We start from the raw sequence: 16,440 nt of genomic DNA on the forward strand, positions 1-16,440 counted from the left end.
CCTAGATGAGCGACCGCGTACCCCGTGTTTCGGTTGGTCTGCCGACCTACAATCGCCCCGAACTTCTCGCGCTGGTGCTCGATACCTTTCAGCGGCAGACATTCGCCGATTTCGAACTCATCATTTCCGACAACGCCTCCACCAACCGCGAGGTGAGGCAAGTATGCGAGCGCTACGCCAGCAAGGATCCGCGCTTCCGGTACGTACGTCAGCCGGTCAACCGGGGCGCCGAGAGTAATTTCTGGTTCGTCTATGATCAGGCGCGAGCGCCTTTGTTTCTCTGGGCGGCCGATGACGATTTGTGGCCGACCGACTTCCTGGAAAGAGGTGTCGCCGCGCTTGATGTGAATCCGCGTGCCTCGGCCTGGTTTTGCCAGGTCGTCAACATCAACATGAAAGGCGACGTCGTCCGGGCCTATCCGAGCTTCAAACGTTTCCAGTCGAGCGCGTTCAAATTCCTCGATCTGGCGCGATTTCTCTGGGAGCCCGAAATCATGGGCAAGGCCAACCTGATCTATTCTATCTTCCGGCGGCAGGAACTGGCGCGGGTGATCGATCTGTTTCGTGATCGTCCGTCGACTTGGGGGAACGACATGAACCTGGTCTATGCCTATTTGTGTCGCTCCAACCTGGTCGTCGACGATGAACTTGTGCTGCAGAAGCGCGTCCCTACGGACATCGTCGATTCAGTAGTCAGCCCGCGCTCGCAGATCTATCCACGCGATGAGCGATCGACCTATTTCGAGAACTATCGCCGGGCAGCGGAGGGCAGCTACTATTGGCCGCTGACGGTGGCCGTACTGGCCGTGAGATCCCCGTACGACTATGTCGCATCGGGCAGAGCCGCATGGGACTACGAACATTCGGAGTTCAAGCGCGACCTCGATGAACGGATGAACGATTTCGAGAAGTGGAAGACGACAAAATCGCAAGAGATCCAGACGTGGAAGGCGCACGCTTCCGGTTTTATCGCGCGGAATGCCGCCAGAACCACCGCGCTGTTCGCGCGAAATCTTGCGCGAGCCTCCCGACTTCTCACGCGGAATCTCGCACGAATTAGAGCACGAATCCCTGGATTAGGGGGCGGCAGGTAGGGAGTCATGAAATGAAAGCAGTCATACTCGCAGGCGGCATGGGTACGCGCATATCCGAGGAATCATTGGTGCGGCCGAAGCCCATGATCGAAATCGGCGGCCGCCCGATCCTCTGGCACATCATGAAGCTCTATGCGCATCATGGGATCACGGATTTTGTGATCTGCCTCGGCTATAAGGGGTACATGATCAAGGAATACTTCATGAATTTCGTGCTGCATCATTCCGATGTCACCATCGATGCCACGAAGAACAGTGTCACCTACCATCAGAGCAGCGTCGAGCCTTGGCGGATCACCCTGGTGGATACGGGCGAGACCACGCTGACGGGCGGCCGGCTCAAGCGGGTGCGCAATTATCTCGATCCGCAGGAGCCGTTCTGCTTTACTTACGGCGATGGCCTGTCCGATATCGATATTGCCGCCAGCATCAAGTTTCACCGCAGCCACGGCAAACAGGCAACCGTGACGGCGGTGCGACCGCCGGGCCGCTATGGCGCGCTGGAAATCGATGACACGTCGGTGAAATCCTTCGTCGAGAAGCCGCCCGGCGACAACGCCTATATCAATGGAGGCTTTTTCGTGCTCAACCCGGCGGTGATCGACCGGATCGAGGGTGACAAGACCTCCTGGGAATCGACGCCGCTGGAGGCGTTGGCCCGCGATGCGCAACTCGCCGCCTATCGGCACTACGGTTTCTGGCAGCCGATGGACACGCTGCGCGACAAGATGATGCTCGAGGAACTCTGGCAGTCCGGTCGCGCACCCTGGCGGCATTGGGGCTAGGCGCCATGGCCATTGGCTCTCCGATGTGCCGGTCCTGCGGCGCGCCGCTCACGGCCGTGCTGGTCGATCTCGGCATGACGCCGATTTCGAATGCGTTTGTCCGTGCCGAACATGCCTCGCTCAGCGAGCGGTTCTATCCGCTCAAGAGCTTTGTCTGCGACCATTGCTGGCTGGTGCAGCTGGAGGATTTCGAGACGCCGGAGACGCACTTCCATGCGGACTACGTCTATTTCTCGTCCTTCTCGGATAGCTGGCTCGCCCATGCGAGGACGTTTGCGGAAAAGGCCGCGGCGCGGCTTGGTCTCGGTACCCGCTCGCGGGTCGTGGAGGTCGGCAGCAACGACGGCTATTTGCTGCAATATTTCGTTCAGCGCGGCATCCCCTGCCTCGGGGTCGACCCGGCGGCCAATTGCGCCAAGGCGGCCTGGGAGCTGCGGCGTGTACCGACCGAGGTCGCCTTCTTCGGGTCAAAGGCGGCAACGCGGCTGCGCGAGCAGGGCGGCACCGCCGATCTGATCATTGCCAACAATGTGCTCGCGCATGTGCCCGACATCAATGATTTCGTTGCCGGCTTCAAGATACTGCTCGGCGAGCGGGGCGTTGCGACCTTCGAATTTCCGCATGTTTTGGAAATGATCCGCAATGTCGAATTCGATACCATCTATCACGAGCATTATTCCTATTTGTCGTTGCTGGCACTGGAGCCGCTGTTCGCTCGCCACGGTTTGCGGGTAATCGATGTCGAACGCCTTTCGACTCATGGCGGCTCGCTCCGACTGCATGTTGCGCATGACGACCGCACCGACGTTCTTGATAGCGTCAAGCAGCTCAGGCGCGAGGAGGCCCAAGCCGGCCTGGACCGGCTCGCGACCTACGAGACTTTCGGGCATCGGGTCCGGCAATTGAAACGATCGCTGCTGCGCCTTCTGATCGAGCTCATAGAGGCCGGGAAATCGGTCGCCGCCTACGGCGCGCCCGCGAAAGGCAATACGCTGCTCAATTACTGCGGAATCGGCCGCGACTTCATCTCGTTCACGGCGGATCGCAACGTGCACAAGCAGGGCTTGCTGCTGCCGGGCACCAGGATTCCAGTCCTCGCCCCGGATGAGATCGCGCGCAGGCGACCCGACTATGTTCTCATCCTGCCCTGGAACTTGCGGCAGGAGATCGTGCAGCAGATCAGCCAGATTCCCGATTGGACAGGCCAGTTCATCATTCCGGTGCCTGAGCCCGTCATTCTGGACAGCCGTGGGAATTTAGACAATGACTGAACAGGATCGCGCCCCCACCGTCAGCGTCGTGCTGTCGGTGCGCAACGGCGGCGTTGATTTGCCCAAGGCGCTTGAAACGATCCTCACGCAGTCGTTTACCGATTTCGAACTGATCGCGATCAACAACGGCTCGACCGACGGCTCGCGCGAGGTCCTCGATCAGATCGCTGATCCCAGGGTTCGCGTGTATCATCAGGAGGACCAGGGCCTCGCTGCGGCGCTCAATCGCGGCATTTCGCTCGCACGGGGACGCTACATCGCGCGGCAGGATCACGACGACTGGGCGCTGCCGACCCGCATTGCGCAGCAGGTGGCGTTCCTCGATGCCAATCCCGATCACGCGCTGGTCGGAACCAGGGCCGAGGTCTGGGTCGGCAACAGCCCGACCGGCCGGTTTCACGACCACCCCACCGAAGACGGGGACCTGCGCTTTGCGCTGCTGTTCAACAATTACTTCGTCCATTCCTCGGTGATGATGCGCAAGACGGCGCTCGACCAGGTTGGCGCCTACACCACCGACCGCTCGCGCCAGCCGCCCGAGGATTACGAGCTCTGGTCGCGCATCGCCCGACGGTTTCGTGTCGCCAACCTTCCGGAGCGCTTGACGATCTATCGCGAGGTGCCGACCAGCATGTCGCGCGACGGCGTCAACCCTTTCATGGAGAAGCTGATCCTGATATCGGCTGAAAACCTTGCGGCTGCGTCGACCGGCGTGCCGGAACCTCAGCCCGTTCATCGCGACATTGCGTGTCTGGCTCATGGCCAGCCAGACAAGATGTCACGAGACGCCGATATCGAAGCCATGTGTGCTGCAATTGTCATGGCTGGAAAATCAATCTTCGGCGATCGCAGCTTTGATCCGAACAGCGATCCCGTCGCGTTCTGGTGCCGGAACCTGCGACATCACTTCGCCATTCGTCGCTATAAGCTCAAGGGTGCGCAGACCGTCGCGCGCAGCGTGAGAACGGCGTTGCGTCGGTTTGGTCTTTCGATTTAAGGTTGCTTGCGTTTGGGCGACAAATCGTCGTTGCGCATAATGAAGGAACATTGATTGCGCCTCCTGCTTTGCTGTGAATCCTATCCGCCACACCGAGGCGGCGTGCAGGAGGTCATGCGGCAGATCGCCGAACGCATGGCCGCGCGGGGCCATGACGTTACGGTGGCCACAAGTTTCCATCCGGACAGGCGATCGAAGGTCGTCAACGGCGTCAGGATTCGCGCGTTCGTCGCCGGCGGAAAGTCCGTCTATGGCCTAAGCGGCGAGATCGAGGCGTATCGCGAGTTCGTTAGGACGTTCCCCATGGACGCGATCCTGATCATGGCCGCGCAGCAATGGAGCTTTGATGCGCTGTGGCCCGTGTTGGACAACATTAAGGCGCGCAAGGTGTTCATTCCTTGCGGCTTTTCGGGTCTCTACGAGCCCGATTTCGCGGACTATTTCAGAGCGCTTCCGGACATCCTCAGGAAGTTCGATCATCTCGTCTTCCACGCCGAAAAATATCGCGACATCGATTTCGTCCGAAGCATCGGCCTGACCAATTTCACGGTGCTGCCCAACGGTATCAGCGAGGCCGATTTCGAGCGGGAAGCAGATCCCGAGTTTCGGCAGCGGATGGCGATACCGGAAGATGCGTTCCTCTTCATGACCGTCGGCAATCCGATCGAAGCCAAGGGCCATCGCGACGTCGTCGAGGCGTTCCTGCACCTGGATACAGGCGGACGATCGGCGGTTTTGATGTCGATCGCGGGATGGCCCGCCATCGATTCCGGATATCTTCGGCACGTGAAGGCCGCCGTTCGCTTTGCCATGACCCTTGCTGCGCGTGCGGTCGCCGTGATCAGGCGCGAAGGCTGGCGCGGCTTGCAACGACTTGTGCGGCGGGGGCTGAAAAAGTCGCACCAGGTTATCGTTATCCGTCTGGTCAACTCGCGGCTGGGTCACGTCGCCCGCTTTATCGACGCTGCCCTCAGGCGCGTTATTCATATCGCGCGGGTCGAAGGATGGCTTGGCATCAAGCGACTGGTTCTGCGGAAGCTTGGCAGGAAGCCGCCCGCGCCCGTCGGAGCGGCCCCTTGTTCCGATATCCAGTCCGAAGGCGAGCACATCGCTACTGCAGCCGCGCCGCCACCTGCACCGGTCGCGAGCATCGAGAGCATAGCAGCGAAGGCCTCCGCGCAGCCGCACAAGCGGGTGATCCTGACCGACCTGACGCGGCCGGAGCTGATCCAGGCTTACATGGCGGCCGACCTCTTCGTCTTCGCCTCGCGGATCGAATATTCGCCGCTGGTATTGTACGAGGCAGCCGCCGCCGGAACGGCATTCGTGACGGTTCCGGTCGGCAATGCCGACGAGATCGTGCGTTGGACCGGGGGCGGGCTACTTTGTGAAGCCACCAAGGATACTCTCGGTTATACCCGCGTCGATCCGCGAAACCTGGCCAAGGTGATGGGAAATTGCATGCGCGAACCGGACATACTTGCCCGGTTAGGGACGACCGGACGGCAGCGTTGGCGCAAACACTTCACCTGGCAGGTCGTTGCCGGGTACTATGAAGACATTCTTTCGGGCAAAACGCCCGATATCCGAATCACTGACCTGCAGTCCCCGGAACAGCCAGCGCTGGATCCGCTCGGGCAGCCAATTTCGAGTGTAGCATGAAACACGCAGTTATCCTGGCCGGCGGTCGCGGGACGCGCCTGCGGCCGTACACGTTGACGCTTCCGAAGCCGCTGGTCCCGCTGGTCGATACGCCGATCGTCGAGATCGTGATCCGCAAGCTTGCGAACGCGGGGTACGACGGGGCCACTTTGGCGATCAATCACATGGGTGAGTTGATTCAGGCCTATTTCGGCAGCGGCGAGCGCTGGGGATTGGAGCTCAAATACTCGCTGGAAAACGAGCCGTTGGGGACGATCGCTCCGCTTCGACTGATTGACGATCTGCCGGACAACTTCCTGGTCATCAACGCGGACGTGTTGAGCGACCTCGACCTGTCGTGGTTTCTTGCGGACCATGTTGCGTCGGGCGCGATCTTCACGATCGGCGCCACCAGTCGCGATCAGGTCCTGGACTATGGTGTTCTTGGGGTCGAAGGCGAGCGCCTGGTGAATTTTCGCGAGAAGCCGAAGCTGCCTCAGCTTGTCAGCATGGGCATCTATGCCGTCAATCGTCGTGTGCTTGACTATATTCCACCGACCGGCCCGTTTGGGTTCGATCAGCTGATGCTCAAGCTCATTGAGAAAGGCGAGCCCGTTAATGTCAAAAGGCATGACGGCTATTGGCTCGATATCGGCCGACCAGACGACTACGAACGAGCTACCATCGAATTCGAGAAGGACCGAGAGCGCTTCTTATGACAGACCGCGTGCTCGTCACGGGCGGCAGCGGCTTCGTCGGCCGCAGGCTCGTTCGGTTCCTGAAAGACGCGGACGTTGACGTATTGGCGCCGGGACGCGACATCCTTAATGTGGCGGCCGGATCTTTTCCCGACGTCTCGGTTGACTGGGTCATTCACCTCGCGGGCCGAACCTATGTGCCGGCGTCATGGAGCGAGCCGGCGGATTTTTACCGTGTCAACGCGCTCGGGACGGTCAACGTTCTGGAATATTGCCGTCGAACTCACGCCAAGCTGATCCATGTTAGCGGCTATTGCTACGGCATTCCGGAAAGCCTGCCGTTATCGGAAACCGCGCCGCTGAAGCCGAACAATCCATATGCATTATCGAAGTGCGCTGCCGAAGAAGCCTGCCGTTTCTTCTTCGAATGCCTGCAGATGCCCGTGATGATCGTGCGTCCTTTCAATATTTACGGCCCGGGACAATCGGCGAGTTTTCTCATTCCGCGCATTGTGGAGCAGGCGATCGATCCGGACGTCGCCGCCATCGTGGTGGAGGACGAAACGCCGAGGCGAGACTATGTTCATCTCGACGACGTCATCGGCGCGATCGAAAGCCTACGCAGGAGCCCCAAACTCGGGGGCACCTTCAATATCGGCTCCGGAGAATCCTATTCGGTTGCGGAAGTGGCGGAGATGGTGCGCAGCGCCGCCAATGTCAGCAAGCCCTTTGTCAGTCGCGGCAACCGGCGGGTCAACGACATACCGGACGTGATCGCCGATATCACCGCGATTCGGGATGCAGCCGGTTGGTCGCCGTCGATCACACTCCGGGACGGGCTCCGTGACGTGGTTACCCACGCGAAAGCTCGTGGCGGTTCAGGTGCGGTCGTCTAGGCTGCGACCGGTCTCGATGTGTTTGAAGCCGGGTACGACCGACGCGACGTGGCGCGCGATGTCCGATTTCTCCAGCTTCATGCTGGCGTCCGCTGCGATCTCGTCGAGAAACGTCAGGGCCGGCTCAAGGGGAACCGGGGCGGGCACATATCGCAACGCGCTCAGCGCCGCGAATATGGTCGGTGCCGGCGTCTCGTCGACCGCCACGAACTCTTCATACGGCTTCTCACCGCTGGTATCGAGCGGCGTCAGCAGGACGGGATAGGAGCCGCGTTTCAGCTGGGCCTCCGTTGCCGCGCAGGCTTCCCCTTCGTGCTCGTAGAACGCAGGCTGCAAACCGAGTTCCTGGAGTAACGACACGGCGATGTCGACCAGCGGCCGCAAATGCTCGTTCGGATCGAGGCGGGGAAAGGTGATGTGTCCAGGTTCGGCGGCGCCGGCGGTCAACAGACAAATCTCTGCCGCTTCCCTAGGGCTAACAAAATAGCGGCGTACCTCGCGAGGCACGGCCAACGGTTGGCGGCGAGCCAGTCGGTAGAGAAAGCCCTGCAGCAAGCTGCCGTTGGAAAAGGCGACATTGGCAAACCGCGTCGAGGTGACCGAGGAGCCATTGCCGCCGATCGAAAACAGCACGTGCTCCATGAGACGCTTGCTGGCGCCCATCAGGCTTGTCGGATTCGCTGCCTTGTCGGTGGACACCGCAAAATAGCGCTTTCCGTGGCCGTACTTCTGCAGCCATTTGGTGAAACGATGCATCTTAATCACGTTCGTATCCAGCATCTGAATGACGGATGGAACGTCCTTCTCGGAGCGAACATGCTTGTGGGCGGCAAAGTGCAAAACGAGATCGTAAGCCGGCTCCGACTGCAGCAGCCGCTCGGTCGCGGCGCTGCCATAGTCGATCGGCAGCAGGCGGAATTCGCCGCTGACCAGCGACTGCGGGCGCGAGCGGAAGTCGCGGACCAGTTCGACGAGGCCGTTTTCGGCAAGGTCGATGACGTGAACGGCGGCAGGGCCGTAAGGGAACAGCAGCTCGAGCGTGGCACTGCCGATGCTTCCGGCGCCGCCGGTGACCAGGATGCGTCGGTCGGCGATCGCCGCCCTCAGCTCGGCATGGCGCGCTTTGATGTCCTCGGCAAAAAGCGAGGTCGTCCGACCTGTCGTCAGGCGGCTCAAGGCGGGATCAAAGAACAGGGATCCCGTGTCCATCAATCCGTTGCCTGAGAAGGCTTTCATAGCATGTCCCATTCTTGCTAAAGGGGGGCAGGTCGGAATCCCGGCTCGGGCGATCCTCGAGCAGGCTCCCATTCGCCACTTTTTCGTCAGCCCGTGCTCTCTTTAAGGTGATCGGTGTCCATTCTGCAAGGTCGTAAATGAGTGCCATTAGCCCTGAATCTCCTCTGCTCGACTTCGAGCTCGTATTGCGGGGAGCGCGTGTATTCGTGACCGGGCACACCGGCTTCACGGGCGGCTGGCTCGTCAGCTGGCTGAAGCGCATTGGCTGCGATGTCGCGGGGCTTGCGCTTGAACCTGCGACCGAGCCCAGCCTGTTCGTGGCGGCAAACATCGCAGACGGTATCTCTTCGACCATCGGCGATATCCGCGATTTCGCCACGGTCCGCGACGCGATTGCACGGCATCGGCCGCAGGTCGTCATTCACCTCGCGGCGCAGCCGCTGGTCTCGAAATCCTTTGCGGACCCGATCGAGGCTTTCGCCACCAATGCGCTCGGCACCGCGCATGTGCTAGAGGCGGCGCGACTCACGCCGGACGTCAAGTGCGTCGTTTGCATCACCACGGACAAGGTCTATCGCGACCAGGACTGGGTGTGGGGCTATCGTGAGCAGGATCCGCTCGGCGGCAAGGATCCCTACAGCGCCTCCAAGGCCTGCGCCGAGCTGGTTGCAGCCTCCTACCGCGCGACGCTGGCCGAGCGCGGGAATGGCGTGCTCATCGCTAACGCCCGCGGCGGCAATATCATCGGCGGCGGCGATTGGTCGGCCGACCGGATCGTCCCGGACTTCGTTCGCGCCGTGACAAAGCGCCAGCCGATCTCGCTGCGCAACCCGGGGGCGGTGCGTCCGTGGCAGCATGTGATGGCGCTGGTCCATGGCTATCTGGTGCTCGCGGCTCGGCTGTTGGGCGGCGACCGCTTGGCCGCGGACAACTGGAACTTCGGTCCGAGCGATGAGGCCGCCCGGACAGTTCGGGATTTGGTCGAACAGCTCAGTGCTAGCTGGACAACGCCGGAAATTGCCTATGCGCCCGGCAGTTTCCCCGAAACACGCTTCCTCCATCTCGACAGCACCAAGGCTCGAAGCCTGCTGGGTTGGGCGCCCCCTTTATCCTTCAAGGATACGATCGAACTGAGCGCTGGCTGGTATCGCGATTTTACAGCCAATCCAGCAGACGCTGCGCAAATCACCGATCGGCAAATCGACCACTATCGTAACGCCTTGAGGAATCATGCCGACCGTTAACGTTCTCGTCACTGGCGCCTCGGGCTTTATTGGGGCTCATCTCGTCGCTCGCCTGCTGTCGGAAGGCAGCCGCGTCACGGTTTTGGCGAGATCATCCAGCGCGCTGCCGCCGGAATGGCACGACCGGATCAGCGTTATTGCCTGCCACGATTTCACCGAGACGGGCTTGCGGCGGTTGCTTCATGCCCCCTTCGACACGGTCTTCCATCTGGCGGCTTATGGTGTCCGACCGAACCACCGCGACATCGATGAGATGATTCGTATCAATGTGGAGCTACCGGCGACCCTAGTACGGCTTTGTACCGAATGGCGTGCGCGGATGATCATGGCGGGCACCTTTTCGGAGTATCGAAGTCCATCGACCCAGGAACCGCTTACGGAAGATTCGCCCCTAGAGCAGGGCAAGCTCTATGGTTCATCGAAGGCGGCCGGCGGACTCATGGCAAGCGCGATCGCCAAAAGCAACGGCACCGATTTCCGGCTGTTACGTCTCTTCAAGGTCTATGGTGCGGGTGAAGCACCTCATAGGCTTCTGCCGGCGCTCGTCAGCGGCCTGACGAAACGCGAGCGGGTTGCCATATCGGCCGGCACGCAGATCCTCGACTTCGTCTACATTGACGACGTTATCGAGGCCATGCTTCGGGCCGATTCACATTGTCGCGACAAAGGTGGCATCGCTACCTGGAACGTTTCTACTGGTCGCGCCCATTCGGTGCGAGATTTCGCCGAGCGCGTCGCGGCGGCGATGGGCGCGGATGCGTCCCTGCTCGGTTTCGGTGCAATCAACATGCGCAGGGACGACGAGCCTTGGCTCGTCGGTTCGCCAGATTTGCTTCGTTCGGAACTCGGCTGGCAGCCTTCGGTCGAGCTTGATGAAGGCGTACGTGCTGCGGTCGCCGTGCTTTGCCGCGCCCAGTCAGCGGAATAGGTGCCAAGTGATTACGGTGTCTCTCATCGGCGGGCTGGGTAACCAGATGTTCCAATATGCGGCCGGCAAGGCGCTTGCGGAGCATCACGGCGTCCCACTTGCCCTCGACCTCAGCGGATTCCGCAATTATGCGCTCCGCTCGTTTCTGCTGGACCGCCTGCTTGTGCCGGAGGCCGACGCCTCGTCGGCGCAAGCCGAAATTGTGCCGCAGCCCGATAAAAATTTTACGCGCGTCAAATGGAAGGGGCGGATCGATTGGCTGCTCGGGCGGGCCGGCCTGCCGAAGCTTGCGCCGTCGCCGCATGAATATCGCGAGCCGCATTTCCACTACGACGCTGCGTTCGAGGCGCTCGGGCCGCAGACCTCGCTGTTCGGCTATTTCCAGAGCGAGCGCTATTTTGGCTCGATCACGGAGAGCTTGCGTGGCTGGTTTTCTCCCCGCGAGCCGTTCGGCGGCGCCGCCGCCGACGTGCTTTCGCGCATCGAAGCCAGCCGGCTGCCGATATCGGTGCATGTCCGGCGCGGCGATTATCTCAATCCTGGAACGGCCGAATTCCACGGCATTCTGGGCGAGCCCTACTACAGCGAGGCGCTCGGCCGCCTCGAAGGAGAGATCGGCGAGGGGACGGAGCTTTTCGTATTCTCCGATGATCCTGCCGCGGCGGAACAGATCCTGAGTTTCGTTCCGAAATCGCGCCTCGTTCACGTCCGTGGCGATCCGGAGCGGCCCTGGGAAGACATTGCGCTGATGGCACGTTGCCGGCATCATATCATAGCAAACAGCTCCTTCAGTTGGTGGGGCGCCTGGCTCAACGGCGCGCAGGACAAGGTGGTCATTGCGCCGCGGGCGTGGTTCGCGCCAAATGAATTGAGGAAAGTCAATACGGCCGATCTTTACCCGGTCGGCTGGATATTGGTCTGATCATTCGCGAGGGAAGCCAGCAAACTTTACCAGGAGATTAACGTGCAACTGACAGCTCGCTCGATCATCCGCAGGCTGGGTCGGAAAGACAAGAAAGCCAATGCAACAGCGGAGCTGGAGCCCGCGTTGCGGGCTTCTGTTCCGGGTCGGATCGCAACAACTGAAATCGCGCCCTCCTGGCCCGATCCGGTCCGCAATTCCACGGCGTCCGAATTCGAGGTCGATCTCTGGACGCTCTCGAGCTTCCTTTTGGAGAAGATCGTACCAGTGGTTGGCACGCACCCGTACCCGCTAAATGAATTGCTGCTCATGACGGCCGCGGCATGCCGCCTCAAACCGTCGGTGGTGTTCGACTGGGGAACACACATCGGCGTCTCCGCCCGGATCTTCTATGAATGCGATCAGGCTTTCGAGCTGGGCTATGAAATTCATTCCATCGATCTGCCGCCTGATGTCGCGCATGTCGAGCATCCCGGTCAGGAACACGGCCGCCTGGTCCGAGGCATCGACAAGGTTCATCTGCATCGCGGCAACGGCGTAAAGGTGGCGCTCGATCAATGGGAGAAGCTCGGCCGGCCGCGGCGACCCCTGTTCTTCGTCGACGGCGATCATGCCTATGAATCCGTTCGTGATGAGCTCAACGAGATATTTTCGGCCGTACCTGATGCGAGCGCGCTGGCGCATGACACATTCTTTCAATCCGCCGAATCGAACTACAATGTCGGGCCAGCACGCGCCGTCGAGGAGATCATGGAAAGATTCCCCTCGCGCTTCCGCGTCATCAAATCAGGCCTCGGGCTGCCGGGCATGACGCTGTTGGCCACGATGTGATGCCAGCGCAAAAACTGCTGCGATCGCCCGCCTAATATGAGCAGCCTGGATCGGCCGCCTCTCGTGTCCGTCATCATGTCGATGCGCAACAGCGCCGCGACCGTGGGGGCGGCCGTGCGCTCGGTGCTGCAGCAGACGCTTGCGGATTTCGAGCTGATCGTGATCGACAACGGTTCCTCCGATCAGAGCGGCGCAATCGTCGCCGGCTTCAACGATCCGCGCATTCGATTGGTCCGCGAGGCGAGCACGTCGTGTCTTGCGGTCCGACTGAATCAGGCGGTCACGCTCAGCCGCGGCGAGTTCATTGCGCGGATGGACGCTGACGATATCTGCTTCCCGGATCGTCTGTCCCGGCAGGCCGCGAGGTTGCGCGAGGATCCCAGGCTCGATCTTATCGGCTGCGGGGCCGTGGTCTTCACCAGCGCGGGTGAGCTCGTCGGCGAGTTGCCGGTCGGTCATGTCCATCAGGACATCGTGGCGCGGCCTTTTGTCGGCTTTCCGTTTCCGCACCCTACCTGGTGCGGGCGCGCGACCTGGTTCAGAGACAACCCATACGATTCCAGCATCGGCTATGCGGAAGACCAGGATCTCCTGCTACGCAGCTTCCGACACTCCAGGCTAGGCGCCGTCGATGCCGTGCTGCTCGCCTATCGCCAGGATCAGCTCATCCTGAGGAAACTGATTACCGGCCGCCTGACCTTCATGGGATCGCTCTGGCGCCATGGGCTTGCGACCCGCGAAATCCTGCCGGTGCTCGCAGGAATGACAAACCACATCGTCAAGGCGGCGGTCGATATTGCGACCGTAAGCACTGGGCTGAACCGATCCATGCAACTTCGTCGGTTGAGGCCGATTTCGCCGGCGATTGCGCCTCAGTGGCGGGAGCTTCGACAGATGCTGCTGGCGCCCACGAACCTCGCCGGAAATCCCGGTCCATGCGCGGCATAGCGGGCCGACCTAACGTCGGCGCGCGATCAGTCCTCTACGGCGTGAGCTACCTCGATATGGCCTGACGCTTTCTCCGCTGAGATCCAGACCAGCCCGCCGGGCGCGCCACGATGAAGTAGACTGCGCCGAACAGGATCGACACCACGGTGCCGTCGGTCTGGGCGAGCCCGGCATAGCCGAATGCCACCATCATGGTCGCCTCGCGCTCCTCCCAACCGGCGATCAAGATCGGCATCATGGTGATGAACGGCGGGGTCAGCATGAACAGCTGCTCGCAATCGCCGGCCGCTGCGATCGAGCGCACGCAGCACCAGACGATCACCACCGCGAGCACGTGAATGGTGAGCCCTGCGGCTGGTCCGATGTCGGCTCCTGGCACGCGGTGTGGGAGCTGTCGGACAAGGACGGCGAGGGTAGCAGCGCAGGGTGCGGCGGTGTTCGAGGATTCCCGCAATTGCAAGGATGCGACCGACGGGGCGCTGGTGGCACTCGAGGGCGTCGACGACCTCGTCATGGTGGCGATCCACGACGCCGTGCTGGTGTCGCGGCAGAGGGACGCCAACGGCCTGAAGCGGCTTGTGGCAAACTCAAGAGCGTGGCGCCGCAGGTCACCGTCGATCATCTCAAGGTGCACCGGCCCTGGGGCAACTACCAGTCGGTCGACAATGCGAACGCCATCAGGTCAAGCGCATCATCAAGCCGGGCCAGCGGCTGTCGCTGCAGAAGCACTATCATCGCTCCGAGCACTGGATCGTCGTGCGGGCGCTGCGCGCGTCACCGTCAACGAGCAAGACCGTGCACGAGAACGAATCGATCTATATCCCGATGGGCGCCGCGCATCGGCTTGAAAATCCCGGCAAGATCATGCTGGAACTGATCGAGGTGCAGACCGGCAGCTATCTCGGCGAGGACGACATCATCCGCATCGAGGACGACTACGCCGCTCGTGAAGCGGAATTCGCGGGGCGTTATCTTGGAATACCGTTCGCAGGCCGGCAAAGCCGACGACACCGAATCAAAAGACGCAAAGAAAGTGTTTTGAACCGCCATCGCGCTTTGGTCTTTGATTCGGCTTGCTCCTTTTGGAAACCCGCAGCATACTTTTCCGGATGTTGCTGTTATGCTGCGCTTGGTTTCCAAAGAGGCTGCATGTCCGATAGATTGCCGCAACCCGCGGTTCGCGATGGATTTCTCGACTGCCTGAAGGGTTTTGCGATCCTCACCGTAGTGGCCGGTCATACGTTCCAAGGCGCTACGCCGGATTTTGACGACTACTGGCCGTTCAAATTCATCTACGCATTCCACATGCCGATGTTCATGTTCGTGTCGGGCATGACGGCAGCGTTTTTCTTCAAGCGGCAAGTCCTGGAACGGCACGTCACCGCGCAAATCGATGTTTCCGTCTTCGGCCTTGACCTCTGGAAGAAGGCGCAGCGTCTTCTCATTCCGTTCTTCACCTGGGCTGTTGTCAGCTACGCGCTGAATCCTTCGGGTGACTTTGTCTCCTACATGGTCAAGGTCATCCAATATCCGGACAATGGGCTGTGGTTTCTGCCCGTTCTTTTCGAATGCAGCATTGGCTTGACGGCGGCAGGCCTGCTCGTGGTTGCGTTCCGTCGCTTGGGTCCGGAAAACTGGTTCATCTCCTGGGACGATCGTAGGACCCAGGCTCTTGCCTTCATCGTTGCAACTGTCCTTGTGAACTACGCCAGTCGTTGTCTTCCCAGCGGGCTTGGTCTTTATCTTGCACGGCTGCACTTTCCCTACGTTGCCGCCGGCCTCGTTTACCAGATCGGGCTTTCGCGCGGTTTGCCGGCTATTCTTCGTCCGCTTCCCTACGTGATTTTCCTGGCGCTTGTTCCCTTCTGGCACCGCACCGACGTGTCGTCGCTCGTCGCTTATTTCCCGCCTTCCTGGGGGCATCCGCGGTCGATCAATGGCATCTACCTCATGATCGTCGCCATGGCCGGTACGCTGGCATTCGTCGATGTTGCAGGAATTATCTATCCCCGCTTGCCAGCCTTCCTGGAGCGCTTGCTGGTGTTTCTTGGCCAGCGATCCCTGGATATCTATGCCATCCATTTTCATTTTCTCGGAACGTGGCCTCCGATCATCGCTCCGACATTGTACAGCCTGGCGGTCTCGACGGTGCTGAGACTGAATTCATGGACCGCCTGGATCTTCTTTGGCCAGCGGCAAAGCCTATTGTCGCAAGGTTCGCGTCTTGCCGATCATGCTCCCGTCGCGGTTGATGCGAGGCCGATTGGGCGTGCTGCGCCGTGAAGTGTGTGGCAGGGACGCGGCGCCGGCACCACAACTGGTCCAGGCCTCCCAAAAGAGCCGCGTCCGTGCTAGGCTGGATTGCGCCATGGCGAAGGGCCGAGGAGGGGACGCGCGATGCTGATCAATCCGTTTCGCCGTTCGCGGTCCGAAAGCCCGTTTCAGACCCGCGTCATGTGCGCAAACTCGGCTGTCCAGCCCCCCGCAAAGTAGCCATCTCGCGTAGCGAAGTGAGGCAACGATGGAATGGTTGAATGACGTGCTGGGTGATGGACTTGCAGGCTATCTTGGGGGCGATGCTAATTTGGGACGAAGCGCCCCTGGTTGGCGACGTCTTTGGAGGATTATCTAAGCGAGCGTCTGTTCACTCTCGCCGCCCTGGGAGCATGAGAAGGTCGGGTGCGACGCACGTCGATGCGGCTGAGCGTAGCCGGTGGTATCTCGAGCTCGGTAAGAAATTCACCACTCCACTCGATTGTTTCGCGGTCGATCGATTGACATTGCTCGATCCGGCGACAGGCTGGTAAATGACAAGGGGCTGAGAAGTGGCGTGCCCCGTTTGCGGGATCGAAGTTGACCTGCCGAAGGTCGGTCATAGCGCTTCCCGACACTCGGTGCAGACTTGATGACGTTCCCCGATGAGAGTAACAGAATCTAGTCGGACGACGA

At 60.8% G+C, this 16,440-nt stretch carries 14 protein-coding genes and 2 pseudogenes; 14 read left to right on the top strand and 2 right to left on the bottom strand.

All coding sequences use genetic code 11. From position 1 onward, the window contains the following. The first annotated feature begins 5 nt into the window (after positions 1-5). From GGD65_RS12150 to GGD65_RS12180, 7 genes are all read left to right on the top strand, one after another. On the top strand, positions 6-1,094 hold the full coding sequence (locus GGD65_RS12150; RefSeq protein ID WP_183235401.1) for a glycosyltransferase family A protein: 1,089 nt from the start codon (positions 6-8) through the stop codon (positions 1,092-1,094). An 11-nt stretch (positions 1,095-1,105) separates the two neighbouring features. Further along, positions 1,106-1,879: a glucose-1-phosphate cytidylyltransferase gene (gene rfbF / locus GGD65_RS12155; RefSeq protein WP_183235402.1), complete on the top strand. Its 774-nt coding sequence runs from the start codon at positions 1,106-1,108 to the stop codon at positions 1,877-1,879. Between the two features lie 5 nt (positions 1,880-1,884). Next, a complete protein-coding gene (locus GGD65_RS12160; RefSeq protein WP_210316937.1) occupies positions 1,885-3,150 on the top strand; it encodes a class I SAM-dependent methyltransferase in 1,266 nt (421 codons plus the stop codon). Further along, entirely contained in the window at positions 3,143-4,147 is a 1,005-nt protein-coding gene (locus GGD65_RS12165) for a glycosyltransferase (RefSeq protein WP_183235403.1), read from the top strand. The genes GGD65_RS12160 and GGD65_RS12165 overlap by 8 nt, the downstream gene beginning before the upstream one ends. Positions 4,148-4,249: 102 nt before the next feature. After that, the gene (locus GGD65_RS12170; protein ID WP_312017698.1) at positions 4,250-5,809 is read left to right on the top strand and encodes a glycosyltransferase family 4 protein; all 1,560 of its coding nucleotides are present in this window, start codon (positions 4,250-4,252) and stop codon (positions 5,807-5,809) included. Continuing rightward, positions 5,806-6,507 (top strand): nucleotidyltransferase family protein, encoded by a 702-nt coding sequence (locus GGD65_RS12175; protein WP_183235405.1) that lies wholly within the window; start codon positions 5,806-5,808, stop codon positions 6,505-6,507. Before GGD65_RS12170 ends, GGD65_RS12175 begins: the two co-directional genes overlap by 4 nt. After that, on the top strand, positions 6,504-7,382 hold the full coding sequence (locus GGD65_RS12180) for an NAD(P)-dependent oxidoreductase (RefSeq protein WP_183235406.1): 879 nt from the start codon (positions 6,504-6,506) through the stop codon (positions 7,380-7,382). The genes GGD65_RS12175 and GGD65_RS12180 overlap by 4 nt, the downstream gene beginning before the upstream one ends. Here GGD65_RS12180 and GGD65_RS12185 read toward each other — a convergent pair. Beyond that, complete coding sequence (locus tag GGD65_RS12185) at positions 7,365-8,558, bottom strand: polysaccharide biosynthesis protein (protein WP_246783251.1); 1,194 nt, start codon at positions 8,556-8,558, stop codon at positions 7,365-7,367. The genes GGD65_RS12180 and GGD65_RS12185 overlap by 18 nt on opposite strands. Positions 8,559-8,755: 197 nt before the next feature. Here GGD65_RS12185 and rfbG point away from each other — a divergent pair, with 197 nt between their 5' ends. The 5 genes from rfbG (at position 8,756) to GGD65_RS12210 (ending at position 13,491) form a co-directional block, all read left to right on the top strand. Then, positions 8,756-9,862 carry a CDP-glucose 4,6-dehydratase gene (gene rfbG / locus GGD65_RS12190; protein ID WP_183235407.1) on the top strand — a complete coding sequence of 369 codons (1,107 nt, stop codon included), beginning with the start codon at positions 8,756-8,758 and terminating at the stop codon, positions 9,860-9,862. After that, positions 9,849-10,790: an NAD(P)-dependent oxidoreductase gene (locus tag GGD65_RS12195; RefSeq protein ID WP_183235408.1), complete on the top strand. Its 942-nt coding sequence runs from the start codon at positions 9,849-9,851 to the stop codon at positions 10,788-10,790. The genes rfbG and GGD65_RS12195 overlap by 14 nt, the downstream gene beginning before the upstream one ends. A 16-nt stretch (positions 10,791-10,806) precedes the next feature. Continuing rightward, entirely contained in the window at positions 10,807-11,712 is a 906-nt protein-coding gene (locus GGD65_RS12200) for an alpha-1,2-fucosyltransferase (protein ID WP_183235409.1), read from the top strand. Between the two features lie 42 nt (positions 11,713-11,754). Next, a complete protein-coding gene (locus GGD65_RS12205) occupies positions 11,755-12,543 on the top strand; it encodes a class I SAM-dependent methyltransferase (protein WP_183235410.1) in 789 nt (262 codons plus the stop codon). A gap of 63 nt (positions 12,544-12,606) precedes the next feature. After that, positions 12,607-13,491 carry a glycosyltransferase family A protein gene (locus tag GGD65_RS12210; protein ID WP_183235411.1) on the top strand — a complete coding sequence of 295 codons (885 nt, stop codon included), beginning with the start codon at positions 12,607-12,609 and terminating at the stop codon, positions 13,489-13,491. Positions 13,492-13,517: 26 nt separating this feature from the next. On the opposite strand, the pseudogene GGD65_RS12215 reads toward GGD65_RS12210, so the two are convergent. Then, positions 13,518-13,846: pseudogene (locus GGD65_RS12215) on the bottom strand (UPF0104 family protein); the annotation flags it as partial. Between GGD65_RS12215 and cpsB the strand changes: the two are divergent. Then, positions 13,841-14,430, top strand: a pseudogene (gene cpsB, locus GGD65_RS12220) (mannose-1-phosphate guanylyltransferase/mannose-6-phosphate isomerase); the annotation flags it as partial. The pseudogenes GGD65_RS12215 and cpsB overlap by 6 nt on opposite strands. 210 nt (positions 14,431-14,640) lie before the next feature. Beyond that, positions 14,641-15,774 (top strand): acyltransferase family protein, encoded by a 1,134-nt coding sequence (locus GGD65_RS40155; protein ID WP_246783272.1) that lies wholly within the window; start codon positions 14,641-14,643, stop codon positions 15,772-15,774. Positions 15,775-16,440: the final 666 nt, after the last annotated feature.

The organism is Bradyrhizobium sp. CIR18, assembly GCF_014198295.1.
Taxonomy (GTDB): Bacteria; Pseudomonadota; Alphaproteobacteria; order Rhizobiales; family Xanthobacteraceae; genus Bradyrhizobium.